At 63.3% G+C, this 23,334-nt stretch carries 19 protein-coding genes and 3 pseudogenes; 18 read left to right on the plus strand and 4 right to left on the minus strand.

The annotated features are described in order from the left end of the window. Positions 1 to 274: 274 nt before the first annotated feature. Positions 275 to 2,554, minus strand: a complete 2,280-nt coding sequence (locus tag V6767_RS04075; RefSeq protein WP_448472268.1) for an autotransporter domain-containing protein — start codon at positions 2,552 to 2,554, stop codon at positions 275 to 277. A gap of 147 nt (positions 2,555 to 2,701) precedes the next feature. Between V6767_RS04075 and V6767_RS04080 the strand changes: the two genes are divergently transcribed. Together V6767_RS04080 and V6767_RS04085 are read left to right on the plus strand one after the other, a co-directional pair. After that, the gene (locus tag V6767_RS04080; RefSeq protein ID WP_448472269.1) at positions 2,702 to 4,849 is read left to right on the plus strand and encodes an ATP-binding protein; all 2,148 of its coding nucleotides are present in this window, start codon (positions 2,702 to 2,704) and stop codon (positions 4,847 to 4,849) included. After that, on the plus strand, positions 4,846 to 5,496 hold the full coding sequence (locus V6767_RS04085) for a response regulator (RefSeq protein ID WP_448472270.1): 651 nt from the start codon (positions 4,846 to 4,848) through the stop codon (positions 5,494 to 5,496). The genes V6767_RS04080 and V6767_RS04085 overlap by 4 nt, the downstream gene beginning before the upstream one ends. 195 nt (positions 5,497 to 5,691) lie before the next feature. Here V6767_RS04085 and V6767_RS04090 read toward each other — a convergent pair. Then, positions 5,692 to 5,972, minus strand: a pseudogene (locus V6767_RS04090) (hypothetical protein); the annotation flags it as partial. 229 nt (positions 5,973 to 6,201) lie between these two features. Here V6767_RS04090 and V6767_RS04095 point away from each other — a divergent pair. From V6767_RS04095 to nikR, 6 genes are all read left to right on the plus strand, one after another. Beyond that, entirely contained in the window at positions 6,202 to 7,758 is a 1,557-nt protein-coding gene (locus V6767_RS04095) for an ABC transporter substrate-binding protein (RefSeq protein WP_448472271.1), read from the plus strand. 28 nt (positions 7,759 to 7,786) lie between these two features. Beyond that, a complete protein-coding gene (locus V6767_RS04100) occupies positions 7,787 to 8,770 on the plus strand; it encodes an ABC transporter permease (protein ID WP_448472272.1) in 984 nt (327 codons plus the stop codon). Further along, positions 8,763 to 9,629: an ABC transporter permease gene (locus V6767_RS04105; protein ID WP_448472273.1), complete on the plus strand. Its 867-nt coding sequence runs from the start codon at positions 8,763 to 8,765 to the stop codon at positions 9,627 to 9,629. Before V6767_RS04100 ends, V6767_RS04105 begins: the two co-directional genes overlap by 8 nt. After that, the gene (locus tag V6767_RS04110) at positions 9,626 to 10,423 is read left to right on the plus strand and encodes an ATP-binding cassette domain-containing protein (RefSeq protein ID WP_448472274.1); all 798 of its coding nucleotides are present in this window, start codon (positions 9,626 to 9,628) and stop codon (positions 10,421 to 10,423) included. The genes V6767_RS04105 and V6767_RS04110 overlap by 4 nt, the downstream gene beginning before the upstream one ends. Beyond that, positions 10,416 to 11,003 carry an ABC transporter ATP-binding protein gene (locus tag V6767_RS04115; RefSeq protein WP_448472275.1) on the plus strand — a complete coding sequence of 196 codons (588 nt, stop codon included), beginning with the start codon at positions 10,416 to 10,418 and terminating at the stop codon, positions 11,001 to 11,003. The genes V6767_RS04110 and V6767_RS04115 overlap by 8 nt, the downstream gene beginning before the upstream one ends. Before the next feature lie 90 nt (positions 11,004 to 11,093). After that, entirely contained in the window at positions 11,094 to 11,522 is a 429-nt protein-coding gene (gene nikR, locus V6767_RS04120; RefSeq protein ID WP_448472276.1) for a nickel-responsive transcriptional regulator NikR, read from the plus strand. An 18-nt stretch (positions 11,523 to 11,540) separates the two neighbouring features. On the opposite strand, the gene V6767_RS04125 is transcribed toward nikR, so the two are convergent. Both V6767_RS04125 and V6767_RS04130 read right to left on the minus strand, forming a co-directional pair. Further along, positions 11,541 to 12,455 carry an FUSC family protein gene (locus V6767_RS04125; RefSeq protein WP_448472277.1) on the minus strand — a complete coding sequence of 305 codons (915 nt, stop codon included), beginning with the start codon at positions 12,453 to 12,455 and terminating at the stop codon, positions 11,541 to 11,543. Positions 12,456 to 12,697: 242 nt separating this feature from the next. Then, positions 12,698 to 12,916, minus strand: a pseudogene (locus V6767_RS04130) (alpha/beta fold hydrolase); the annotation flags it as partial. Positions 12,917 to 12,947: 31 nt separating this feature from the next. Between V6767_RS04130 and V6767_RS04135 the strand changes: the two are divergent. The 10 genes and pseudogenes from V6767_RS04135 to V6767_RS04180 all read left to right on the plus strand — a co-directional run. After that, on the plus strand, positions 12,948 to 13,130 hold the full coding sequence (locus V6767_RS04135) for a hypothetical protein (RefSeq protein ID WP_448472278.1): 183 nt from the start codon (positions 12,948 to 12,950) through the stop codon (positions 13,128 to 13,130). A gap of 146 nt (positions 13,131 to 13,276) precedes the next feature. Continuing rightward, positions 13,277 to 14,794 (plus strand): sulfatase, encoded by a 1,518-nt coding sequence (locus V6767_RS04140; RefSeq protein WP_448472279.1) that lies wholly within the window; start codon positions 13,277 to 13,279, stop codon positions 14,792 to 14,794. A 183-nt stretch (positions 14,795 to 14,977) separates the two neighbouring features. Continuing rightward, positions 14,978 to 15,937, plus strand: coding sequence for a LysR family transcriptional regulator (locus tag V6767_RS04145; protein WP_448472280.1), 960 nt, complete (start codon positions 14,978 to 14,980; stop codon positions 15,935 to 15,937). A 153-nt stretch (positions 15,938 to 16,090) separates the two neighbouring features. Next, complete coding sequence (locus V6767_RS04150) at positions 16,091 to 17,638, plus strand: sulfatase (RefSeq protein ID WP_448472281.1); 1,548 nt, start codon at positions 16,091 to 16,093, stop codon at positions 17,636 to 17,638. A gap of 2 nt (positions 17,639 to 17,640) precedes the next feature. Continuing rightward, entirely contained in the window at positions 17,641 to 18,975 is a 1,335-nt protein-coding gene (locus V6767_RS04155; protein WP_448472282.1) for an ABC transporter substrate-binding protein, read from the plus strand. Positions 18,976 to 19,030: 55 nt separating this feature from the next. Further along, positions 19,031 to 19,954, plus strand: a complete 924-nt coding sequence (locus V6767_RS04160) for a carbohydrate ABC transporter permease (RefSeq protein WP_448472283.1) — start codon at positions 19,031 to 19,033, stop codon at positions 19,952 to 19,954. Beyond that, a complete protein-coding gene (locus V6767_RS04165) occupies positions 19,951 to 20,778 on the plus strand; it encodes a carbohydrate ABC transporter permease (RefSeq protein ID WP_448472284.1) in 828 nt (275 codons plus the stop codon). The genes V6767_RS04160 and V6767_RS04165 overlap by 4 nt, the downstream gene beginning before the upstream one ends. Before the next feature lie 7 nt (positions 20,779 to 20,785). Beyond that, positions 20,786 to 21,901 carry an ABC transporter ATP-binding protein gene (locus V6767_RS04170; protein WP_448472285.1) on the plus strand — a complete coding sequence of 372 codons (1,116 nt, stop codon included), beginning with the start codon at positions 20,786 to 20,788 and terminating at the stop codon, positions 21,899 to 21,901. 7 nt (positions 21,902 to 21,908) lie between these two features. Then, entirely contained in the window at positions 21,909 to 22,871 is a 963-nt protein-coding gene (locus V6767_RS04175) for a DUF4432 family protein (RefSeq protein WP_448472286.1), read from the plus strand. 164 nt (positions 22,872 to 23,035) lie between these two features. Beyond that, positions 23,036 to 23,332: pseudogene (locus V6767_RS04180) on the plus strand (sulfatase-like hydrolase/transferase); the annotation flags it as partial. Positions 23,333 to 23,334: the final 2 nt, after the last annotated feature.

Here is a 23,334-nt window from a genome sequence, read left to right on the forward strand (position 1 = left end):
TCATGGCCGTATGATTGAATTTCTACGAACATAAGCGGGTAGACTGTCATAAAGGCGGGGACGAGGTTCAAATCCCATCAAGCCCTTTGATTCTGTCTGGTCATTGTCAACGAGCAGAGGGCCGGCAGCACCTTTCGCTTTACGTCCGGCAAGCGAGGCCAAACGGTCAGGTCCAGCAAAAGGGCGGGCGCGTTACCCTGTATCACGCGCCCGCCCTCCGGGAGGATTTTGTTGGCCGGCGGCGACCCTTGGCGCCGACATCATGTCACTGTCGTCAGAACGTGACGCGCCAGTTGGCGGCGAGCCACGCATTCGACGATTCGCCGAGCGTGGTAACATTGCCCATTACCGACAATGTCGAGCCCGAAATGTCGACCTCGAAGCCGGCGCCGGCGCGCAGCCAGTCCTGCTGATAGGACGGGCCGGCGAAGTTGAAGCCGCTGAGCCCGATGACCTGCCCGGTCACGTTGGAGCCGTGGCTTTCAAAGCGGTGGACGCCTTCAAGCGTGCCGATCAGGCTGAATTTCTCATTGATAGGAACAGTGGTGTCGAAGCCGTAGCGCAGCTCCGTTGTATCGTCGCAGAGCTTGTCGAACGCGGCCGGGAAGGCGCCGCCGGTTTCGGTATAGGCGTTGAGGCAGGTATTGGCGAAGGCGACTTCGCCGTAGGGCGAGATGTAGGGCAGGGCGTTTTCCCACTCCAGACGTCCCCGGATGCCATAGCCTTCGGTGCCGGTATTGCCGGCGGAACTGTCGATGACCCCGCCATTGATAACGTAGTTCCGGGTGATATCCGCCTCGCCCCACAGACCCACGCCGGTGACGACGCCCCAGAGGCCGCTGATTTCGTCGCCGGCCAAAAGCCCCATGGCCTCGAGTTTCACATAGCCTGCGTTGACATCGGTGCCGCCGCCGAACATCGTGTTCTGGTTGAGGCCGGTATAGCCGACAATGCCGTTCAGCTGCACGGGTCCGAAATTATGGCCGAAGCCGAATTCGCCGAGCCCGAGCGTGCCGTCGCGGTTGCCGTGGTCGTCGCTGCCCCAGTCGCCGCTTGCCCAGGTGATCGACTTGCCGGCGGGTGCGCGCCGGTCGAGCGGGCGGGAACCGGCGCCGTTGACGATGATGCCGAGATTGTTGAGTGCTGCCGTTGCGACCGTGGCCGTGGTGCCAAGGCTTGCGGCGAGCGAGGTAACGGTGATGAGACCGACTCCCCCGCCTGTGCCGCCGCCGCCCGTGCTGCCGCCGGCCGTGCTGCCGCCAGAGCCGCCGCCGGCGCTACCGCCGCCCGTATTGCCACCTGAACCGCCACCGGTATTTCCGCCTGTGCCGCCGCCGGTATTGCCACCCGTGCCGCCGCCGGTATTACCACCTGTGCCGCCGCCGGTATTGCCGCTTGTCGGGCCGGTTCCCTCGCCGCGCGCGATGTAGGCTTCGTCGTCTTTCGTCACGCCGACCACAACCGAGCCGTCTTCATTGGTCGCTTCGGCTGTTTCGGTGATCGCACTCTTGGGCATATCGGCGCCGCTTGCCGTAAGCCAGTCTTCAACGGTCAACATGCCGCCGTCTTCCGTCCAGCGGAAACCGCTGTTGGGGGAGTAGAGCGTTCCGACCGCGACAGCCCCATTACCGGAAACGCCAAGGGCCGAAGACAGGGATACCTCTTCGCCATTGAGACCGCCGAGCGATTGAATTTCGCCATCAACCCAGCGAACGGCCTGATCATAATAACCCTTCCGGGATTTGCCTACGATAATGCTGCCGTCCCAGGAAATATCGTTGGCCTCGGTGAGTTTGTCGTCGAGCGTGGGCAGAGCCTGCATCCCGCTCTGTTCCGTCCAGCGGAAGGCGTTCCTTTTGTAGTCGCCGGTCATTGCGATGCCGACAACCACCGAGCCGTCATAATTGGTTGCGGTCGGCTGGTCGGTCTTTATGGTCTCTCCGCCCGGCAGAAAGCCGAGGCTCTGCATGCCGCCCGCCTCGGTCCAGCGGAAGCTTTCCCCGCTGAAAAAACCGTCGAAACCGACGACGACATTGCCATCTCCGGACACGGCCGTTGCGTTGGAGGAGATGCCGTCAGGAAGCGTGCCAAGCGACTGGAAGCCGCCCGCCTCGGTCCAGCGGTAGGCGCCGGCCAGACCGAAGACAGCGCCCGCAGCCTTGCCGACGATAACGCTGCCATCGGCGGAAATATCGGAAGACGTGTAGGATTCGGCCTGGATGAGCGGCGAACTGGCGGGCCGGTCGCCCACCGGTTGCACGCCGCCCGCCGCGGTCCAGATAAACCCGCTCTGGATACTCTGCGCATAGCTGCGATAAACCGAGCCCACAAATGTGCTGCCGTCAGCGGTAATGCCGCCGATCTCAGGCCTGTCGGTCAGGGCCGACGAGTAGTTCGGATCCTCGGGATCGCCGTAGTAGGAACGGATTTCCTGCGCGGCGTTGATGGTCAAAATGCCGGCGGTTTCCTGCGCGTGGCCGGGGTTTACTGCAAGAAGCGATAGCGAGGCCAACGCAGTCGACTGGAAAAACCTCTTGTATATCTTCGCCGTCATTGAAAAATTGCCCTTACGTTAGTCTATGTTGTCTAACGCAGAAGTAGCGGAGAGCAGGCTGGAGCGGCATCACCTGAACAGGTGAGGGGGAAGCTGTCTGGCAATGGTATAGAGATAAGTAAACCGGCCCCCGCGGAGAAGCCTCACTTGCTCAAGAACCCGACGCCATTTACCTTTCTCGTTCTTGCCGCGCTTTGCGGGCTCGTCATGGCCGCGGTCACGCTTCTGGCGGCGATTGACCGACCGTGGCTCGGCGTGACCTTTTCCGCCGAAGACTGGTCCGCCGTTGTCCGCATTGATTCGACGATATCCAGCGGGCCCGCCCGCATGCTGCCGCCAGGTGCGGCGGTGGCCACAATCGGCGACATGATGCCCGAACCGGGCGACCTGGTCGAGGAGCCGGACGTGGCCGAGAGCTACAAGGCGCTTTCCCGCTTCTTCGAAAGACAGTCGCTTTTGAACCGGATTATCGGCCGCGAGCTCGTCGCCATAACCACGGCGGAACCCGAGGCCTCGCAGGTTCTGGTGGAGCCCGCCGCGCATCGCCCGCTCACGAGCCTGCCCGGGGTCTTCTGGGTTCAACTCGTCACCGGACTGGCCACGCTTGTGATCGGCGCCTGGGTCTGGAGCCTGCGTCGTCACGATGCCGCTGCATGGCTGCTGGCGGTGGCAGGCCTGTCTATCCCCGTCTCAGCTTTTCCCGCAGCCATCTATTCCTCGCGCGAACTGGCCTTGCCGGGCGGTCTTTTCCGCGCGCTGACCGCCATCAACCATTTCGGAACCCTGCTTTTCGGCGTTGCCATGCTGGCGCTGTTCCTGATCTATCCGCGCCGGCTGGTTTCGAACCGCGTTCTCTGGTTGCTGCCGATCGTTGTCGGGGGCGTGTGGATACTGGACACCCTGCAGGTCGTTTTTCGCGGTCCGGTGGAGGCCTTGCATGTGCCGGTCGTCATTTTGATGGCCGCCATCATCATCAGTGCCGTGGCGCAGTATTTCTTCAGTCGCCGCGACCCCGCCGCGCGCGCCGCGATCCGCTGGTTTGCCCTGTCTGTCGGGCTTTGCGCGGGCACATTCGTTTCGGTCATTATTCTGCCAAATCTGTTCGGCGTGCGTCCCTCGATCTCGCAGGGTTACGCCTTCGTGCTGTTTGGCCTACTGTTCGTCGGCGTCGCCGTGGGCGTGGCCCGCCATCGGCTGTTCGAGCTGGAAGGCTGGGCCTTTTCGATCCTCTCCTATTTCGGGGCGTTTGTTCTGCTGCTGCTGCTTGATGCAGCCCTGATCTCGTTCATGGCGATGGACCGATCCGGCGCGTTTGCCGTTTCGCTGCTGGTGGTGGCGTTGGTCTATCTGCCGTTCCGCAACTGGATGGCAAGGCGACTGATGCCGCGCGGCGAACTCGATCGCGAGACGCTTTTCGGCCGCATCGTCGACGTGGCCCTGGCAAAGGATGCGGTGCAGGAAGAGCGCTGGCGGCAGATCCTGAGTGAGGCGTTCCAGCCGCTGCATCTGTCGGATGGTATTGCGGGCGAGGCCGACGAGCCGGCTATCGAGGAGGATGGACTGGCGCTTGCCATTCCCCGCATTGTCGGGCTCGCGCCGGTGAGGCTGTCCTATGCTTATCGCGGCCGGCGTCTGTTCAGTCCGCGCGACCGGCGCTTTGCCGCCGATATCTGCGCCATGCTCGCGCATGCGATCGCCAGCCGTGATGCCCGGGAGAAGGGCGCGCGGGAAGAGCGCATGCGGATTGCCCGGGACATGCACGACAATATGGGCGCGCAGCTTCTGTCGGCGCTTCACAGCGAGACCAATGAGCGCAAGAACACGCTGATCCGTGAAACGATCGCTGACCTGCGCGACATCGTCAACAATGCCGCGCGCGGCGGCAAGACGCTGGAAGAGGTTCTGGCCGATCTCCGGATCGAGGCGCTGGAGCGGCTGGCGGCGGCCGATATCGCGCTCGACTGGCGCGACAGCAACAAGGACGGCGACACAATGCTGGCGCCGAACATCGCCTATGCGCTGCGTTCCATTCTTCGCGAGATCGTCAGCAACGCCATTCGCCATTCCGGGGCAAGCAGCATAAGGCTGCGGTTTTCAACCGAGAACGGCATCGCCCTGCTCGATGTGAGTGACAATGGCAGCGGTCTTTCTCCCGGCTGCGAAACCAACGGCAACGGGCTTGCCAATCTTGAAGCGCGTGTCACCGCCCTTCATGGCACGCTGGTCATGGGCGATGCCAGGCCCGGCCTGGTCGTACGCGCCCGTTTTCCCCTTTCTGAAAGCAGGGCGACATGACCCGGATACTGATTGTCGAGGACCTGGCCGAGGCCAGAGCATGGCTGAGCGGCATTGCGAAGGCGGCCTTTGCGGCCCCGCATGAGATCGAGGCGGTGGCGACCATGAAGGCCGGCCTCACCGCTGCGGTGGCACGTGATTATGACGTGGCGCTGATCGATCTCAGCCTGCCGGACGGCACGGGCATCGAGGTCTTGCGTGCCCTGCGCGCCCGAAGCGCGGATACGCTCTGCGTCATCACCACCGCCATGGGGGATGACGCCCATATCGTGGCCGCGCTTTCAGCCGGGGCCAATGGCTATCTCCTGAAGGAACAGCCATCGGAACTGATCATACGGCAGCTCGGCCAGCTCGCCGAGGGGATCCCGGCTCTGTCACCGGCGATCGCGCGGCGCATCATGGAGCATTTCCAGTTGACCGGCCCGGCAGGCGCGCCGGAGGGCAGCCTGACCGAGCGTGAACGGGAAGTCCTTGCGCTTATCAGCCGCGGCCTGCGCAATGTCGATGTTTCCGAACAGCTCGGCCTCTCCGGCAATACTGTGGCGACCCATATCAAGTCGATCTATCGCAAGCTCGGCATCTCCTCGCGCGCCGAGGCGTCCTGGTACGCCGCCATGTTGGGCCTGTCGCCGGGCAAGGCGGAGTAGGCGTCTCCGTTGCAAAAATCATGTCTGACTGACCATGCGTCGCTAAGCCGGTGGCATAGGCGTTGACCGAGCTCATTTGATAATGCTGGCCCCTTCTGACATATGCGCCAGGGCGGCGCACGGTGGCCGGATCATTCTGTTCTCAACGGGACTTGTCGCTCCAATTGCAGATATTCGCGACCAAGCCAGTATCGGTCAGAACCTGTAGGTAAGACCCACAACCAGCCCGCTCAACTTCATATCATAGACATGGCCGTCTTTTTCGTAATCGGTGTCGACGATCTTATAGCCTGCGGAAAATGACAGGTACTCGGTGAAGGTATAGTTCGCCGTCGACAGGAGAAAGACCACGTCAGATCGGAATTGACGTCAAAGCCGCCGATATCGGCCTGGGCCTGAACCGATAACCGGTCCGTCAGGTTGAAAAACACGCGGGCGCCGACAACGGGATCAGCCCAGCCGAAGCTCTCGTCATAGCCGATTGATCTTGTGCCGGAAACCTGTATGTGTCCTCCTCGCTGGTATCCGTATACATCATGTCCGCGCCGGATGGTCTTCCAATGGCCCTGGCGGTCGCAATGTCCGGTCCCGCGTGCCGATTCCTGCAAGCGGCGTTCCCATAGCCTCCGGAAAAGTATGATGTTTTTGTCTTGACGTCATACTCTCCCGTACTAAACTGCTTACGCATTGAACCGGGGGCGTTTCATGACATTTTTCAGGGCGGGGGTGTTGATCGTGTCGGGCGTGCTCGCCGCAGCGGTCCCCGCCGCCGCCAAATCCGAGCTGATCCTCGCCATCGGCGGCGAGCCGGATACCGGCTATGATCCGCTGTTGGGCTGGGGGCGCTATGGCCATCCGCTGTTTCAGTCGACCCTGCTGAAGCGCGATGCGGCGCTTGAAACCGTTCCCGACCTCGCCAGCGCGTGGTCGCTTTCCGATGAGAGGCTGGTCTGGACCATCACGTTGCGACCGGGCGTGACCTTCAGCGATGGCACGCCGCTTTCGGCCGAGGACGTCGCCTTCACCTACAATGCGGCGGCCAAAGCAGGCGGCGCGCTCGATCTGACGGTGATGGACAGCGCCAGGGCTGTTGACGATCTCACGGTGGAAATCCGCCTTAAACGACCCTGGGTGACATTTTCCGAAAACTTCTATTCGCTGGGCATCGTGCCATCGGACGGCTATGGGCCCGGCTATGCCCGCAACCCGGTCGGCTCCGGCCCTTTCAAAATGGTCTCCTGGACGGAAGGGGAGCAGCTCATCGTCGAAGCCAATCCGGATTATTATGGCCGGAAGCCGGAATTCGAACGTCTGACCTTCGTGTTCTCGGGCGAGGACACCAGTCTCGCCGCCGCCCGCACCGGTCAGGTCGATATGGTCTCCGTGCCGGCGCTGCTGGCGGATGACGACATCGAAGGGTTCCACAAGGTCATCGTGCCCTCCGTCGACAATCGCGGTCTTTCCTTTCCCATGACCGCGCCCGGCGCGGTGAATGGCGAGACGGAGGGCAACGCCGTGACGTCCGATCTCGCCATCCGCCGCGCCGTCAATCTCGGCGTCGATCGGGAGCAGCTTGTCGAGGTGGCGCTGAACGGCTATGGTCGCCCGGCATATGGGCCGGCGGACGGTTTGCCTTGGTCCAATCCCGAGGCCGCCGTCGTCTATGATCCGGATGGCGCGCGCGCTTTGCTGGACGCGGCGGGGTGGACTGTCGGCGATGACGGCATCCGCGTTCGCGACGGCGTGAAGGCTGCGTTCGACATCTATTATCCGGCCTCCGATTCCGTGCGTCAGGCGCTTGCCGTCGTCACCGCCGCGCAGTTGAAATCGCTCGGGATCGCGGCCCGGCCGCTGGGCGCGACCTGGGAGCAGATCGGCCGCGTCGACCATCGAGAGCCGGTGATGTTCGGCTGGGGCAGCCACAGCCCGCTCGAGGTCTACAGCCTCTATAATTCCGCCTGGGGCGGCATTGAATTCTACAATCCCGGCTATTTTTCCGACGAAACCGTCGACGCCCATTTCGCCGATGCCCAGCAATCGGCAAGCCTTGAGGCGTCCTATCCCGACTGGCAGGCGGCGGAATGGGACGGCGAGACCGGATTCTCCGCCAAGGGCCTTGCCGGCTGGGCCTGGCTCGTCAATCTCGATCACGTCTATTTCGTCAATGAATGCCTCGAACTCGGCGAGACCCAGATCGAGCCGCACGGCCATGGATGGCCGATCACCGCGATGATCGAACAATGGACATGGACGTGTGAGTAGACTTGGCTCGAGCTCCGTCCCCAGGTTGTTGGCCACGCGTGTCGCGCGGCTCGCGGCCGTGCTTCTTGTCGTGGCCGTGGTCGCCTTCGCGCTCGCCAAAATCTCCCCGGTCGATCCGATCAATGCCTATCTTAGCATCGATATCGCCCGCGTCGGTCCGGAGCAGCGCGCCCTGATCGCGGCGCGCTGGGGGCTCGACCAGCCGCCTCTGGCACAGTTCACGCTGTGGGTGCGCAACCTGTTGCATGGCGATCTCGGTTACTCGATGATCTACAATGCGCCGGTTTCCGAGGTGATTGCCGCGCGGTTCTGGACCTCGCTTCCGCTTATCGGGCTGGCATGGCTGTTTTCCGGCCTGTTCGGTTTTGCGCTCGGCGTCGTCGCGGGCGCGCATTCGGGTTCCTGGGCCGATCGGGTGATCCGGCTTTACGCCTATTTCCTTTCCTCCGCGCCGACCTTCTGGATCGCGATCCTGCTCCTGATCGTATTCTCCGTCCAACTGGGCTGGGCGCCGGTCTGTTGCGCCGGGCCGCTCGGCGTCGTGCCCGCCGATGTCACCTTCGCCGAGCGGCTGCAGCATCTCGCCCTGCCGCTCGCGGCGCTCACCTTGCTCGGCGTGGCGCAGGTCGCGCTGCACACGCGCGCCAAGATCGCGGAGATCCTGCAGCTTGACGCCGCCCTTTACGCCCGCGCCCAGGGGGCCGGTAAATGGGACGTCGTGCTCCGCCACGGGGTGCGTAATGCGGCGCTGCCGGCGATCACCATCCTGTTCGCCTCGCTTGGGGAACTGTTTGGCGGTTCGATCCTTGCCGAGCAGGTCTTCGCCTATCCGGGTCTCGGGCAGGCCGCCGTGGCCGCAGGCGTGCGCGGCGACGTGCCGCTGCTGCTCGCCATTACCCTGTTCCTCACCTTGTTCGTCTCTATCGGCAACATGATCGCCGATATGCTCTATCACCGCGTCGATCCGAGGATACGGGAAGCGGAATTCACGGCGGGAGGCGCGCATGGCTGAAACCCTCCACGCGCCGGCGCCGGAACCGATGATCCTGCCGCGCATGGGCAACAGGGTCTGGACGCTGTCGGTCGCCGCGCTCGGGCTGGCCCTGATCCTGTTCGTTCCCCTTGCCGTGCAGATGGCGGGACCGGCGGGCGTTACCCCCGATTTCGCCGCCCGGCTGTCGCCGCCGGACTGGCGGCACTGGTTCGGAACCGACCAGATGGGCCACGACATGTTGGCGCGCACGTTGAAGGGCCTCAACACCAGCCTCTGGGTCGGGCTTGTGGCCTCGGCCTGTTCGGTGCTGATCGCCACGGTTCTGGCGATCGTCTCCATCGTCGGCGGCAAGTGGGCCGACGGGCTGGTATCGCTTCTGGTGGACGCCGCCATCGGCCTGCCGCATCTGGTGCTGCTGATCCTGATCTGCTTTGCGCTCGGCGGCGGTCCGGTTGCCGTGACGCTCGCGGTCGCGCTGACCCACTGGCCGCGCCTGACGCGGATCTTGCGGGCCGAAGTGCTGCAGATCCGGCAGGCGCCCTATGTCGTCGCGGCCCGCCATTTCGGCTGGTCCTGGGCGTCGATTGCCTTCGGCCACATCCTGCCGCATCTGTTGCCGCAGATGCTGGTCGGCCTGGTGCTGATGTTTCCGCACGCGATCCTGCACGAGGCGAGCCTGACCTTCCTCGGGTTCGGCCTTGATCCGACGCGACCGGCAATCGGCGTGATGCTGGCGGATTCGATGCGCTACCTGACCGCCGGAAAATGGTGGCTGGGCCTGTTTCCCGGGCTTTGCCTGCTGGCGCTGGTGCTCTGCTTCGATGCCGTGGGCAACGGCCTTCGTCTGATTCTCGATCCAAGGACGGCAGAGACATGACGCTTCTTTCCTTCCACGATTTCGGCATCGGCTTTCGCCGCTACAGCGGCCTGCTTTCGATGCGGGAGGTGCCGGTCGTCAGCGGCATCGGCTTTTCCGTGCGGCGCGGCGAGGTGGTTGCCCTGATCGGCGCTTCCGGCGGCGGCAAGAGCCTGATCGCCCATGCGCTGTTCGGCGTGCTGCCACCCAATGCCTGCACTTCGGGCGCGATCCGCTTCGAAGGCCGGGTGGTCGACGAGGGGAGCCGGCCGGCCCTGCTGGGACGGCGCATGGCGCTGATGCCGCAATCGGTGAGCCATCTCGATCCGATGGCGCGCTGCATCAGCCAGCTTCGCTGGGCGGCGCGGCGGTCGGGTGCCGCGGCGGATGATGCCCGCCTTGCCGCGACCCTCGCGCAGTTCGGGCTCGGCCGGGAGGCGGGTAACGCCTTTCCGCATCAGCTTTCCGGGGGTATGGCGCGGCGCATGCTGATGGCGATCGCGACCATCGGCGATCCGGACCTGATTGTCGCGGACGAGCCCACCAGCGGCCTCGACGACGACAATGCCGATATCGTGCTGGCGCGGCTTCGCAAGCTCGCCGGCGATGGCAAGGGCGTTCTGCTGGTCACCCATTCGCTCGCCTCGGCGCTTGCCTATGCCGATCGGGTCTGCCTTATCCGCGATGGCCGGCTTGAGGGCGAGGAAGACGCCGCCGGTTTTTCGGGCGGCGGCGGCGGGCTGCACACAGCCTATGCCCGCACCTTGTGGCAGGCCCTGCCGCAGAATGCGTTTCGAGGCGGCGACCATGCTTGAGGCGAGACGCGTTCGCTTCGGCTACGGCGTCAGTGCGCCGGTGGTTGACGGGGTCGACATTGCCATCCGACCGGGCGAGATCGTCGGCCTTACCGGCCGGTCGGGGGCGGGCAAGTCGACGCTGGGGCGGCTTCTTGCCGGCTACCACAGGCCGGCCTCCGGCGAGGTGCTGGTCGATGGCAAGGCCCATGCGAAGGGCTACAACGCGGTGCAATATCTCCACCAGTCGCCGATCTTCGCCGTCGACCCGCGCTGGACGGTGGGCCGGATCATCGCGGAGGGTTGGACGCCCGACGAGGAGACCCGGCAGGCGCTCGGCGTTTCGAAGAGCTGGTACGACCGCTTTCCGCACGAAATCTCGGGCGGGGAACTGCAGCGCGTCGCGGTGCTGCGCGCGCTTGGCCCCCGCACAAGATACCTCGTGGCCGACGAGATATCGGCGCCGCTCGATCCGCTGACCCAGGCCCAGATATGGGACGCCCTCATCGGCGCGGTGCGCAAACGCAATCTCGGCATGCTGGTCATCAGCCACGACCGCCACCTGCTCTCCCGCCTGTCCGGCCGCCTCGTCACGCTTTGATTCTCTCTGCCCGTTTGGCCGATGGGGCGGTTGGCGAAATATGAGAAGGCGGCTATCAAGGCGTGGCGGAGCAACGAAGGAAACCGAGCCATGCAGCGCGTCACCGTAACCCTCGACGACAATCTGATGGACGAGCTGGACAAGGTCGTTCGCGAGCGCGGCTATCAGAACCGCTCGGAGGCGATCCGCGACCTGACGCGCGCCGGCATGCAGCAGACCCTCGTCGACAGCGGCGCGGTCGAAGAATGCATCGGCGTGTTGAGCTATGTCTATGACCACGAGGCGCGCGATCTGGCGCGCCGGCTGACGAACACCTTCCACCACGATCACGACCTCTCGATCGTCAGCACCCATGTTCATCTCGACCATGATCGTTGTCTGGAGGTCTCGATCCTCAGGGGCGAGCCGCGCATGGTGAAGCACCTCGCCGACCACGTGATCACGGAGCGTCATGTGCTCCACGGCAAGCTGGTGTTGATCCCGGTGGAGGACAATGAGACGGGCGGCGAGGGCGCCTGAGCCTTTCCGCCGGACGGTTCAGGGTTTTCTGGCGTTTACCAGCAGCGGCAATATCAGTGCGGCAAGCGCGATCCCGCCGATGGTCAGCAGCACGCGGTTCGCCGTGATCGCGAGAACGCTGCCATCCGCCTGCAGATTGAAGGCCAGGGCGATCGCAGTCAGGCAGAAGGACCACGGCGCGTATTTCTTGGCGCCGATCATCAGCATGGCGAAGACGAGCCCGCCGACAAGCGCAGCATGGAGCCACGGGATGGGAGACAGGCCGAGGATCAGCCCGCCGGCTGCCGCGCCGAGCGTGGTGCCGAGGCCTCGTGCCTTCATTCGGTAGAGCGTCTGCTGCCGCGTCGGCTTCATTACCCTGAGGCCGGCCGCCGGAAGCCAGCACGGATGGGTGCCGGGCAGGACGCTGGCGATGCCGCTTCCCGCGAGCGCAACGCCGACCATGCCGGCGGCAAACCGCCGCTGGCCGGGATCCGCCGCAAGGGCGAGCCGGCCGGTTTCGGGCGGTGAGACGGCCAAGGGAATGACGAGACTGACGAAAATGCCGGCCCAGAGCGTTCCGGCGAGAAAGCTCAGCCCATAGGCGGGAACCCCTCCGGCGGGCACCTGACCGACCGAGAGAAAATAGGCGAGCGCGCCAAGGGCGATCGGCAGGCGGAAATAGCCGCCCTTCAATTCGCCGAGGCATTGCGCCAGCGCCGCGATCACCGCGCCGGCGAAAAACAGGCCGGATCCCAGCGAAACGGAAGCGCCCAGCGTTGCGAACAGACTGATGGCGACGGCCGAGCCGAGCAACAGCGGAACGCGGCCGGAAGGCGGAAGGCGGGGAAACGACACGCCAAGCAGATAGGCCCCGAAGGATGCCACCATGCCGTGCGCGGTTTCGCCCGCGGCAATGCCCGCGACCCAGGGCGCGATAATGGCCAGCGCCATCACGGCTGCGCTTCGACCTCTTCCGCCAAAATCAATGAAGTGCATTGCCGAACCTGGACTGCTTCGCAGCGTGCAACAGGGCCGTATTCAATGAGGCAGCCCGCAGGCTGCCGGAAAGGCCGAGTATCGTATTGGTCACTCAAATCTCCCAGTCGTACGATCTGTCAAAACGCGATTGCGGGTAGAGTATCGCACCGCCGTGTCGATTTGTCTCGGTCACCGGGTCGTTGGCGCCGGTACGGCAGCACGGCCTTCGCCACGCAGGCCGCGGGCTCGCCGTGCCTGGCCACATAGCGGGCGACTTCGCCGCCGCCGGTGGAGTGACCGATATGGATGGCATTCCTGGGGTCGAGCGCCTCGGCGACGGCGAAGGCATCGGCCGCATAATGATCAATGTCGTGTCCGCTATCCACCTGTTCGGACCGTCCGTGACCACAACGGTCATGGGCGACCATCCGGTAGCAATCGTCTCCCGATCCCGAAGTCGCGCTCTTGGACTTCCTTCAGACGACGTACGAGGCCGCTGCCGCTCTGGGCGGCTGGGATCGGGACGGGCTCGAATGCCAGCCCGGGCAAAAAGGCCAGCCCCGTCCGCACGAGGCAGCTCGCACCGTTTCGACCGCCGCCGCGGCAAGGTGGAGCGGCAGGATGCAGGATCGAAAGGGCGTTACGTGATCGTCATCGGCGGCATCGAGGCCGAAATGACCTACAGTCGGGTGAACGGGCGAGGCGGGCCGATATCTTGCGGTTATCACGCTCCAACGAACATTCATTATCATTTCATGAACAGCTCGGTCATATTCCTGCGGGAAGGAGCATCCATGAGAACCATTTTCGTCCTGTTTGACAGTCTGAACCGTGCCGCGCTCGGCGCTTACGGCGGAACCGAGGTAAAGACGCCTAACTTTGATCGATTCGCCGCGCGCGCGGTGACGTTCGACAGTCACTATGTCGGCTCGCTGCCCTGCATGCCCGCTCGCCGCGATATGCATTCGGGGCGCCTCAATTTCCCCCACCGCTCATGGGGGCCTCTGGAGCCATTCGACAATTCCTTTGCCGAGATCATGAAGGGGAGCGGCGTCTATACCCATCTGATCACGGACCATCTGCATTATTTCGAAGATGGCGGACATGGGTTTCACACGCGTTTTTCGAGCTACGATTTCATTCGCGGGCAGGAATACGATCCCTGGGTCGCCATGGTCGATCCACCGCTTGATCGGATCCGGGAAAAGTTCGATGCCCGCCATTACAATACGGAAAAGCCTGACAAGCGGCTGCAGCACGCGATCAATCGCGAGATAATCGTGGCGGAGGAGGACTTTCCGGGTCCGCGCTGCTTCGCCTCCGCCTTCGCGTTTCTAGACCGCAACCGCGCGGCCGATGACTGGTTCCTGATGCTGGAGTGCTTCGATCCCCATGAACCGTTTCACGCTCCGGATCGCTTCAAGGCGGCCTGCGAGACGGGCTACAATGGCGGCGTGCTTGACTGGCCGCATTATGACCGGGTGACCGAAAGCCCCGAGGAAATCGCGGAGATTCGCGCGAGCTACGCGGCGCTCGTCGCCATGTGCGACGCGTATTTCGGCAAGTTGATCGACTATATGGACGAACACGATATGTGGAAGGACACATGCGTCGTGCTCACCACAGACCACGGGTTCCTGCTTTCCGAGCATGACTGGTGGGGCAAGTGCCGCATGCCCTACTACGAGGAGGTCTCTCACATTCCGCTGATGATCCATCATCCGGGTTATGGACATCTTGCCGGGACGCGCCGCAAACAACTGACGCAGACGACCGATCTGATGCCGACCTTCATGGATATCCACGGGTTGGACACGCCGCCGGAGGTGACCGCACAAAGCATCATGCCGCTCCTGGCGCGCGAGGAAGCCATTCGCGATGCAGCCGTCTTCGGGGTTTTCTCGGGCCCGATCGGCGTGACCGACGGCGAGCACGTGCTCTATCATTATCCGCCGGACCTTTCCCGCGAGGGGCTCAGTGAGTACACGCTCGTTGCGAACCACATGACGGCGCCGTTTACGATCGAGGAGCTGCGCACCGCCCAGCTTCATCCAGGTTTCGATTTCACAAAGGGCGTACCGGTGCTCAAGATCGACGCGCGTCGGGATGCCAAGCGCGTGCCACATAATGACGGCAAGGGCTTCGCCGACCCCGGCACCCGACTTTACGATCTTAAGGCAGATCCGCAGCAGCGGTCGCCGATTGAGGACGTCTCCATAGCCGAAAGCCTGTACCGGCTGATGATCGCTGAACTCAAGGTCCACGATACGCCGGCGGAGGTCTACCGCTGGTATCAACTCGAAGCCGGTTGAGGAAGAGGAATCCGCGTTGCGGCAGGCAAGCGTTGCGGTGGGTGCCTCGCCATGTTGCTGCAAGAACCCTTCAAGTTGAAGCGGATGCGGTTCGGTTTGTTCAAACCGATACCTGCGATATCCTCTGGTTATCTTTGCCGCCCCAATCTATCTTCGCGGCAAGAGAAGGAGTGAGGAGCGGTAATGCACGACATCTGGCGGTTTCAGCATTTTCTCGGCGTGGTGGATGCCGGCAGTTTTCATGGCGCCGCGCGGGCAATGAACATTAGCCAGCCGGCGCTGACGAAATCGATCCGGCTTCTGGAGGAGGCGTTCGGGACGGAACTGTTCCTGCGCCTGCCGCGCGGCGTCCGGCTTACGGAAGCAGGGGAAATGATGCACATCCGCGCGCGCGAGGTCGAGGCCGCATGGAACGCTGCGATCGTCGAGGTCGGCGCGCAGTCCAAGGGCCTTGGCGGGACGATGCGCATCGGCGGCGGGCCCGTCTATTCTTCCGTTCACTTCCCCAACATGCTCGCCGATCTCCGCCGGCGTTTCCCGCATCTGAAGGTGCAGGTATCAACTGGTGTCGGCAGCGAATTGCTGCCGTTGCTGAAAACGGGCGATATCCGCGTTTACGCGGGCGGCCTTCCGCGCACGGAGGGCGGCACGCTCAATCTCGGCGCCGAGTTTAAGACCATCGAACTCTACCAGCAGCAGAATGCGATCTTCGCCTCCAGCCAGCATCCGCTGTTCCTCAAGGATCGCGTCGAGCCGGCTGACACGCTCGACTATCCATGGCTTTGCCTTTTCAGCGGCCAGCAGGCAAACATCCAGATCCGTAACTATTTCGAAGCCCGCGGCCTGCCCGAGCCTCGCGTTGCGCTGGAATCCCATTCCTTGCAGATCGCCTTCAAGATGATTGCGGAGCATCAGTTCATCGGCTGCATGCCGGTGCCTCTCAGCGCAACCTCTGAAGGGAGCGACCTGAAGGAAGTCGCGCTTGACGGCTTCCGCTGGAGCATCCCGACCGGCATCACCTTTCACCGGAGTTCCGCAGAGTTCGCGCCGATCGCGCAGATGATCCGGTCTCTGAATGCGGGGACGGAACCGCTGCGTGAGGGAGAGGAATTGCCCGCTTCAGTGGCCCGCGCAAAGCCCTGAAATCATCAAAAGCCTCATTGCCGGAATAGTCCCGTTCCTCCGACGGAGACAGTGGTTGCGCGCGCCTGCGATATCTCAGGGTTATCGCTATTCGCTCCGAATGTATTTTTCAAGAATTGGCAAATGTCTAGTATCGCGGCAGGGAGACCATACATGAAGCTTGTTTTTGTCCTGTTCGACACGCTGAACCGGCGCGCGCTGGGTGCCTATGGCGGTCGCGAGGTCGCGACGCCGAATTTCGATCGCTTCGCGGCGCGCGCGATGACCTTCGACAACCATTATGTCGGCAGTCTCCCCTGCATGCCGGCCCGCCGGGACATGCACACCGGCAGGCTCAATTTCATGCATCGCTCGTGGGGGCCGCTCGAACCCTTCGACAATTCGCTTCCCGCGATCCTGAACAAGGCGAATGTCTACACGCATCTCGTCACCGACCACTTTCACTATTTCGAGGATGGCGGCGCAACCTACCACAACCGCTACCGCACCTGGGACCTGGTGCGCGGCCAGGAATTCGACCCGTGGAAAGCGGTGGTCGAGCCGCCGCTCGAACGCTTCGCCCGGGACTATTCCGATCTCCACTACAACAAGCCGGGCGAACGGAACCGGCTGCAGCACCAGATCAACCGCTCCTTTATCCGCGACGAGGCGGATTTCCCGGGCCCGCAATGCATTACGAAGGGCCTGGAGTTCCTTGATAGCAATCGCGATGCCGACAACTGGATGCTGCAGATCGAGTGCTTCGATCCGCACGAGCCGTTTCACGTCCCGGAGAAATACCGCAAGGCGCTGCCGACCGATTACGACGGCCCAATCCTGGATTGGCCGCGCTACGGGCCTTGCACCAACACGCCTGAAGAGATCGCCGAGATCAGGGCGAACTACAGCGCCCTCGTTGCCATGTGCGACCATCATTTCGGCCGGCTGCTCGACTATTTCGACGAACACGATCTCTGGAAGGACACCTGCCTGGTTCTGTCGACGGATCACGGATTCCTGCTGTCCGAGCATGAATGGTGGGGCAAGAACATTCCGCCCTATTTCGACGAGATTTCGCACATCCCACTGATCATGCACCATCCGGACCATGCCGAGCGTGCCGGAACCCGCATCGATGCCCTGACGCAGACGCCGGACCTGATGCCGACCATGCTCGACATTTTTGGCCTTGAGGCGCCGAAGGAGACGCGCGGCCGCCCGATCCTTGATCGTCTGGACGAGGATGACGAGGAGCGTATCATTGCCTTTGGCATGCATGGCGGTCCGGTTGGCGTGACCGACGGGCGGCACACCTATTTCCGCTATCCGCCGGATCGCGACGGCCCGGCGCCCGCAGAATACACGCTGATGCCGACCCATCTGAAATCGCTGTTCTCGGTGGAGGAACTCGCGGAGGCGACCCTTCATCCGCCGCTCGATTTCACCAAGGGCGTCCCCGTGCTGCGCGTTCCGGGCCTCGTGCCCGAAAAACGCGGGCCGGGCCTTTACAGGGATCCTTACAGCCGGTTCGGGACATCGCTTTATGACCTGACCAACGATCCGGGGCAGTCGACGCCTGTCGATGATCCGGCTGTCGTGGCGCGTCTCGAGGATGGCTTGAGGGGCATATTGAAAGAACACGACGCCACCGATGATTTCTACGCGTGGCTGGGGCTTGAGGCGCCGGCGCGTTCGTTCGCAACTAAAACGGGAGGAGAATGACAATGGATACAGTTCAACGCATACGCAAACGCATGCTGACGCTTTCGGCAACGGCTGCAATGACGCTCACAATGGCGGCAACCGCCCACGCGCAGGAGGGAACGACGCTGCGGGTGCTGATCAACCAGTCGCCCTGGCTCGATGGTTTCATTGCCATGGTGGATGCCTATGAAGAGGAGACCGGCACGCAATTCGACCTCGACGTTACGCCGTTCGGGGGTATGCTGGAGAAGACCCGCAACTCGTTGCGCGCCGGCGAGGGCGATTATGACATCCTCAACCTGAATGCCAGCGGCATGGCCGAGATCTACGCCGGCGGCTTTCTGAAGCCGCTCAAGGAGATCGACCCGGACTTCAGCCTGCCCGAAAGCGTGCTGACCTTCGGCAACTCGACCTACTGGAATGCCGAAACCCACAGCTTCGATCCGGATGGAACGCTGCTGTCCGTCCCGACCAACGGCAATGTCCAGATATTCTACTATCGCAAGGACCTCTATGAGGAGGCCGGCCTCAAGGTGCCCGAGACCTGGGACGATCTTCTGGCCAATGCCAAGGCCCTGAACGATCCGCCGAACATCTATGGCTTCGTGCCGCGCGCCGCGCGCGATTCGATCCTCTACAACTTCACGCCCTACCTGTTCAGCTACGGGGCGACGTTCTTCGCCGATGCGGCCAAGGGCGATTTCACGCCGACCATTGCAAGCGAAGAGGGCCTCGCAGCGCTTGAGGAATACATTGCCCTCGGCAACGAAGCGGGGCCGCCCAATCCGGGCGCGATCGCACAGGCCGAACTGATCCAGCTGATGGCAACCGGCAAGGCGGCGCAGGCGATCGCGGTGGTGGCCGCCTATTCCTCGCTCACCGACCCCAACAGCTCGATCGTCGCCGACAAGATCGCAACCGCCCTCATTCCGGCGGGCCCCGGCGGCATTCATTCGTCGGCCGCCGGTCAGTGGGTCGGCGGGATCGCCAAGAATGTACCGGAAAGCCAGCAGAAGGCGGCCCTGGACTTCTTCAAATGGTTCCTGGAGAAGGAAAACCAGGTCAACTACGTGCTCGACGGCGGCGTTCCGGTTCGTGACGATCTTGGCGACGCCGAACAAGCGAGCGACCCGGCCTTCGCCTTCATTCCGGCCTTCTCCGAAAATGCGGCCAATGCTCAGATGAACATGCCGCTGGTCGAGGGCACGCAGATCAAGGATGCGATCTCCGTCCATCTCAACCGTGCCGTCATCGGCGAGATCACGCCGACCGAGGCGCTTAACGCTTCGGCCGATGACATGTACAAGATCCTGACGGACGCCGGTTACGACGTCAAAGAGCCCAACCATCTGTAATTGAGCTGCTCCGGCCTGTGCTCCTTGGCGCAGGCCGGACCTTCGGGGCATTGTCATGCAGAAACGCACGTCTGAAATCGGCCGCGCCGGAAAGGCCAACCGCATCTGGAAGGTGTCATCGCTCGCGCCGGCGGTGGTCCTGCTGGTCGTGCTCACGATCTATCCGGTGTTCAACCTCGCCGGCCTCAGCCTGTCGAGCGTTGACTGGAGCGGCGGCCAGCCGGACATCAGCTTCATCGGCCTGAAGAATTTCCGCGAGCTCTTCACCGGCGAACCCGTCTACTGGGCGGGCGTGAAGAACACGATCATCTTCGCGGTTTTCGCGGTCGGGATCCAGATGATCATCGGGTTCTCCATGGCGCTTGCCGTCAGGCGATCCTCGGGCGTCGGCCGCGGGCTGCTGACCGCAATTTTCCTGTTGCCCATCGTCATTCCGCCGATCGTGATCGGCGCCATGTGGCGGCTGATGCTCGGTCGCGACTTCGGCATCGTCAATGCGGTTCTCGGCATCTTCGGCCTGGGTCCGGTCGATTTTCTTGGCGACCAACGTTTCGCGCTCGCCTCGGTCATCGGGGTCGACATCTGGCACTGGACGCCCTTCGTCTTTCTGTTGTTGCTGACCGGGCTCGAAACCCTCGACGACGAGATTCTCGAGGCCGCGCGGCTGGACGTGAAATCGAAGTGGCAGGAACTCGTCCACATCATCATCCCGATGATGATGCCGACCATCCTGATCACGCTCGGGCTCAGACTGGTTCTGTCATTCAAGGTTTTCGACGAGATCTTTCTGCTGACCGGCGGCGGGCCGGGCACCTCGACCGAAGTCATCAACTTCTCGATCTATCGCACCTTCTTCGGTCAGGACCGGGTCGGCATGGGGTCGGCGATGTCTCTGCTCACCCTGTTGGCCGTCGCGGTGCTGACGGTTGTGGTCAACCTCGTCATCCGCAGCCGCCGCATGCGCAGGAGCAAGACATGAAAACGAGAACCAGAAGGTTTACCGGCGGCGACATGGTCGCCTGGGGATATGCGCTGCTGATCGTGGCGCCGATGGTGTGGATCCTGTCGAACTCGTTCAAACGACCGATCGACATCCTGATGGGCAAGATGGTCGCACCGGTGACCGACGCCAACTACGTCTCGATCCTGTTCTCGCGGCAGTCGGACTTCCTCGCCAACCTGCTCAACAGCGCGATCGTCGCCGTTTCCGCGACGGCGCTCACCCTGCTGATCGCCACGGTCGCGGCCTTCACGATCGTCAGGCTTAACCCGCCGCGCTGGGTCACGTTCCTGGTGCTCGGCTGGGCGCTGGTCTTCCACATGCTGCCGACGCTGACATTCGTGGGGTCGTGGTATGTCATGGCCACCCAGGCCGGTCTGCACGGCAGCTACCTGGCGCTGGTGCTAACCCACACGGTGCATATGCTGCCGCAGACGATGTTCCTGATGATCGGCTTCATGCTGGCGATCCCGCGCGAACTCGTGGAAGCCGCCCGGCTTGACGGCTGCAACTACGGCCAGATCTTCCGGCGCATCATCCTGCCGCTTTCCTTCGGCGGAATGGCGGCTGCGGGCGCGCTCGCCTTCATTCAGTCCTGGAGCGATTTCGCGATTTCGCTCAACCTCTCCGACCAGAATACGATGACGGCGCCGGTGGCGATCGCCACCTTCGCGCAGGAGCATCAGATTCGCTACGGCGAAATGGCGGCGGCTTCGGTCATCTCGATGCTGCCGGCGCTTGTCCTCATCATGTTCGGTCAACGTTTCGTCGTGCGCGGTCTTCTGGCCGGCGCGGTCAAGTAGGTGAATTATGGCACAAGTCGAACTTCAGAACGTCCGCAAGAGCTACGGCAACCTTACCGTCATCCCCGATCTCGACCTCACCATTCCCTCCGGCGAGTTTGTCTGCCTCGTCGGCCCGTCGGGCAGCGGAAAGTCGACGCTGTTGCGGATGATCGCCGGCCTTGAGGATATCACTGGCGGCACAATCAAGGTCGATGGCGAGGACATCACCAATACCGACCCCTCCGACCGCGATATGGCGATGGTGTTCCAGACCTATGCGCTCTATCCGCATATGACGGTGGAGCAGAACATGTCCTTCGCGCTGCGCATGCGGGGCGAGGACCGGGCGCTGATCGACCGTCGCGTGGGCGAAGCCGTGAGCATGCTCGGCCTTGAGGGCCTGGAAAAGCGCAAGCCCGGACAGCTTTCCGGCGGCCAGCGCCAGCGCGTCGCGATGGGGCGCTGCATCGTGCGCAATCCCAAGCTTTTCCTCTTCGATGAGCCGCTGTCGAACCTCGATGCCAAGCTGCGCGCACAGACGCGGCTGGAAATCCGCCGCCTCCACGGCAAGCTCGGCGCGACCTCGATTTTCGTGACCCACGATCAGGTCGAGGCGATGACGATGGCCGATCGCATCGCGCTGCTGGACCATGGCAGAATCCAGCAGGTCGGCTCGCCGAAGGACCTCTACCTCAATCCCGCAAACCGCTTCGTGGCCGGCTTTCTCGGCACCCCGGAAATGAGCATTTTCCGAGGGACGGTTTCGGTTGTGGACGGAAAGGTGGCGTTCGACGGTCCGCAGGCGATGACGCTGCCGGCCTCGCCTGAACGCATCGCTCTGCTGGCCGAGCGGATCGGCGCCGGACAGACTGTCGATCTTGGCATCCGTCCCGAGCATTTCCAGATCGTCCCGGCAGGCGGCGACATCGGCAGCAATATCGTCGTCGACGTGATCGAGTGGCTGGGCCACGAAATTTTCGTGTTCGGCGAGCTTGGCGGAACCGGGATTGCAGTGCGCGCGGCCGAAGGCGATGCCGGCGGCCAGCGCCTGCCGCAGCAGGGCGAGACCATTGCCATTCTGCCCGCCCGCGATGCCTGGCATCTCTTCGACGCCGAAGATGGACGCAACCTGCTGAACTGAGGCGAGCATGAAACTCTACGGCAGGAACTGGAAGCGCGAGGAGCTCGCCGCGTTGATCCCGGACATCGCCAAGGTGGCGGGCATCAGGCAGTTTGCGGAAACCGATGGCCCGGCGAGCGGCGCCCGCCTGATCCAGATCGACAGCGGCGGCGGCCTGCGTGTGGAACTCCTGCCCGACCGGTGCTGCGGTATCGGCCAGGTCTGGTGCAATGACGTGCCCTTCGGCTGGACCGGGCCGATCGGCATGAGCGGAACCCACTCCGTCGGCGAGAACACGACGCTCTCCGGTCTGATGTCGACCTGCGGCTTCGACCACATCCGCCAGCCCGATACGGATGAGGGGCGCTCCTATCCTCTGCATGGCCGGATGGCGCGCATGCCCGCGAAGATCGTCTCTTGCGTCTCCGACTGGGATGGCGATGATTGCAATTTCCGTGTGGCGGCGGAGGCGACCCAGTTCGTGCTCGGGCAGGCGACCGTCAGGCTGGAGCGTGAGATCGTTGTTCCCCTCGGCGGCCGGACACTCACGCTCACCGACCGCGTGACAGTGCTTGCGGGATCGCTGCCGCTGATGGCAATGTACCACATCAATTTCGGCTTTCCGCTGGCGGGCCCCGGTTCGCGCCTGACGCTTGCCGGCAAGGATGTCCCCGATGCGTTGTCGCCCGATGGCATCCGCACCCGACCCTCCGGTTCGGGGCCAGTCCAGGTCGTTCTTTCAGGCGATGGCGAGGCGCCGCCGCGCTACACACTTGAATATGACGGCGATGCGCTTCCCTGTCTCCAGACGCTGCGCAACGCGACGGACGGCACAAATCTCTTCTGCATCGAGCCGGCGACCCACGAGAAGCAGCCGCGCGCCGCCCTGCGCGAGGCCGGCCTCCTGGAACCCTCCAGCCGCAGCGCGACGCGTGTCTTCAGCCTGCACATGTCCTTCGATCCCGGCGGACACACGGCGGGCTACGCGTGAAACCGCCTCGATCCGAAAAGATGGTTGGTCCTCAGCGCTCCTAAGGCCGTGCCGGAAGATGACGGAACGCGAAGTGTTTTTCTCTTTCCCACATAAAGGCAATCCCGGGCGGCTTTCACCACGTCGCCCGGCATCGGACCCCACGAACAATGTCGAGTGAAACCATGGCCCGCCCCAACATCATCTTCATCATGTCCGACGATCATGCCTCGCGGGCCATTTCGGCCTATGGCGCGGGCATCAACAACACGCCGAACCTCGACCGGCTGGCCGATGAAGGCGTGCGGAGCGATGCGACCTATGTGACCAACTCGATCTGCACGCCGTCGCGCGCGGCAATCCTGACGGGAACGCATAACCATGCGAACGGGGTGACGACGCTTTCGACCCATATCGACAACCGCCTGCCGAATGTCGCCAAGGCCTTGAAGGCCGGTGGCTATGGGACCGCGATCTTCGGCTG

It is taken from the genome of Martelella sp. FLE1502, assembly GCF_053484255.1.

Coding starts and splice junctions, on each gene's coding strand:
- V6767_RS04075 (WP_448472268.1), bottom strand. CDS start 2,554: ATGACGGCGAAGATATACAAGAGGTTTTTCCAGTCGACTGCGTTGGCC.
- V6767_RS04085 (WP_448472270.1), top strand. CDS start 4,846: ATGACCCGGATACTGATTGTCGAGGACCTGGCCGAGGCCAGAGCATGG.
- V6767_RS04095 (WP_448472271.1), top strand. CDS start 6,202: ATGACATTTTTCAGGGCGGGGGTGTTGATCGTGTCGGGCGTGCTCGCC.
- V6767_RS04105 (WP_448472273.1), top strand. CDS start 8,763: ATGGCTGAAACCCTCCACGCGCCGGCGCCGGAACCGATGATCCTGCCG.
- V6767_RS04110 (WP_448472274.1), top strand. CDS start 9,626: ATGACGCTTCTTTCCTTCCACGATTTCGGCATCGGCTTTCGCCGCTAC.
- V6767_RS04115 (WP_448472275.1), top strand. CDS start 10,416: ATGCTTGAGGCGAGACGCGTTCGCTTCGGCTACGGCGTCAGTGCGCCG.
- nikR (WP_448472276.1), top strand. CDS start 11,094: ATGCAGCGCGTCACCGTAACCCTCGACGACAATCTGATGGACGAGCTG.
- V6767_RS04125 (WP_448472277.1), bottom strand. CDS start 12,455: ATGGCGCTGGCCATTATCGCGCCCTGGGTCGCGGGCATTGCCGCGGGC.
- V6767_RS04140 (WP_448472279.1), top strand. CDS start 13,277: ATGAGAACCATTTTCGTCCTGTTTGACAGTCTGAACCGTGCCGCGCTC.
- V6767_RS04145 (WP_448472280.1), top strand. CDS start 14,978: ATGCACGACATCTGGCGGTTTCAGCATTTTCTCGGCGTGGTGGATGCC.
- V6767_RS04150 (WP_448472281.1), top strand. CDS start 16,091: ATGAAGCTTGTTTTTGTCCTGTTCGACACGCTGAACCGGCGCGCGCTG.
- V6767_RS04155 (WP_448472282.1), top strand. CDS start 17,641: ATGGATACAGTTCAACGCATACGCAAACGCATGCTGACGCTTTCGGCA.
- V6767_RS04160 (WP_448472283.1), top strand. CDS start 19,031: ATGCAGAAACGCACGTCTGAAATCGGCCGCGCCGGAAAGGCCAACCGC.
- V6767_RS04165 (WP_448472284.1), top strand. CDS start 19,951: ATGAAAACGAGAACCAGAAGGTTTACCGGCGGCGACATGGTCGCCTGG.
- V6767_RS04170 (WP_448472285.1), top strand. CDS start 20,786: ATGGCACAAGTCGAACTTCAGAACGTCCGCAAGAGCTACGGCAACCTT.
- V6767_RS04175 (WP_448472286.1), top strand. CDS start 21,909: ATGAAACTCTACGGCAGGAACTGGAAGCGCGAGGAGCTCGCCGCGTTG.